The sequence below is a fragment of the Salinivibrio sp. MA427 genome (assembly GCF_001996115.1).
Taxonomy (GTDB): Bacteria; Pseudomonadota; Gammaproteobacteria; order Enterobacterales; family Vibrionaceae; genus Salinivibrio; species Salinivibrio costicola.
Genome location: NZ_MUFH01000409.1, coordinates 1 through 1,854, shown reverse-complemented (window position 1 = coordinate 1,854; position 1,854 = coordinate 1). Strand labels below are relative to the sequence as shown.

General features: G+C 39.5%; 3 protein-coding genes. All 3 read left to right on the top strand.

What is annotated here, in order from left to right; genetic code table 11:
- A partial coding sequence (locus BZG79_RS15090) for a hypothetical protein (RefSeq protein ID WP_199878015.1) occupies nt 1–487 on the top strand: 487 nt, incomplete at its 5' end.
- Between the two features lie 181 nt (nt 488–668).
- Entirely contained in the window at nt 669–1,547 is an 879-nt protein-coding gene (locus BZG79_RS15085) for a hypothetical protein (protein ID WP_077774815.1), read from the top strand.
- Nucleotides 1,547–1,854 (top strand): type II toxin-antitoxin system antitoxin SocA domain-containing protein (locus tag BZG79_RS15080; protein WP_199878014.1); only part of this gene is annotated, 308 nt, incomplete at its 3' end. The genes BZG79_RS15085 and BZG79_RS15080, both read left to right, overlap by 1 nt.

The window sequence follows — 1,854 nt, the reverse complement described above, 5'->3', positions numbered from 1 at the left end:
ATACGTTGTAGCAGTTTTAGGAGCTATATTCGGTTACTTGGGAAATAAGAATGCTAAGGAAATATCAATAAAAGTAGCTGAATTACAGAGCGAAAAAGACTTAAGCCTACAGCGAGAGACTCATCGTTTCGAAGATGGAAAGCGGATGGCTGAAATTAAAAAGGATATTATCGATCAAGTAGTCAAAGAGCTAGAGCCTATCTACAGCAATACGTTATCGCTTATAAAAGCGTACTACTCAATGTGCAGTTCTGGCGATTCATTCAATAAACAACTATTCGACCAGAGGATACGCGATAGATTCTTTGCGGATGTAAAGCTTCAGGATGAAGCTGATTCTGCCCTAGCTAGGGTGTCAGCATATGTAAGTATTTTAGCCGACGCTAATATGTCAATGGAGCTAATCAAACTACAGAACTGCATTTCAGTGTGTACAGGTATTGTTGAATGGGATGATACTAATTGGGGCGAAGAGCATTCTGAATAAGTGAGAAAATTGATGGAAGAAATTCAGCTTACTTACATGGCATTATTCATAAAGCTTGGTAAATCAATCTAATGAGTGTTAACAATCGCAAGCACTCGGAACAAATTTTCGCTGCGCTTCAATTCGTCCAGTGTTGCGGGCGTTAGAGCGCAACTGGAAAACTAGGATATAGCGAATAATAATGGAAATAGCACTTGAAGAATTGCCATTTTATAAACGATGGGGCTACAAAATCGCAGGTGCGGGTCTTATCCCAGCTATCATTAGTGCAATAGGTTTTGCCTATATAGGTATACCTGAGAGCTTACAAGTAACTGTTAGACGTTGGCTTCCAGAAGTCTTGAGAGAGCATCTGTTATTATTATGCTCTGCGGGAACTTGGCTGATCGTAGTTCTAGTTGTGAGCGTCGTGTGCCTGATATGGAGCGGTTTAGGTAGCCATGTGTCCTTGGCGTTGATGAGGCGAAAGTGTAAAGAATTATATGAGTCCTATTCTGCTCTTAAGCAGGAGAGTGAGAGTAAATCAATCAACTGTTATCGGCTTTTTAGTAATTGGTTGTATTCATATAGCAATCATCTTGGTTTGACTGTTAATGAGAGAGTAAGTCTATATAAACTGGATATGAACATGTTTTCTTGTATCGGTCGATATTCTGAGAATGAGGTCTTTAACAGTAAGCCCTCTCGACTTTATCCAAGAGAGCAAGGCGGAATATCTCGGGCATGGGAAGTGGGTGTTTTTGAAGATGCTAATGCACCAGATCCGGAAGAAGATCTCCAAAAATGGATTAATTACAATGTGGAAAACTACAATTTCACAGAAGAAGAACTTGCGAAGATACGAATGAAGAGCCGAGCATTTTATGGAGTAAGGTTAAAAAACTCAAAGAATGAAACAACAGCGGTTGTCTTGTTTGAATCCTTGAAGACTAATGGGTTGCCATTTGGGAAACTGAGACGGTTGTTGAATGATCAAGAAAAAACGAATCTAGCAGCTTTAATCGAGTCTTTAGATGAGCATATCCCAACTCTGGAATCAGCCAGAGAGGAGGGCTTTTAATGAAAAACGTTATCACCAACATAGTAAAGTATTTATTAAAAGAATATCCACATAAAGCTGAGCTTTCGGCCTCTCGGCTTACCAAAATGATATATCTTATGGACTGGAAAAGCTCGATAGACTACGGGCGACAAATTACAGATGCACAATGGCATTTTAATCATTATGGACCTTACGTGGATGACTTTGTGAGGGTGGCCAAAGATGACAAGGACATATCTGTAGAAAATACAACTACCTATTACGGTGGCAAGAAACAACTATTTAAACTTTCTGAGGGCTACAAAGGGAATATAGAGCTAACAGA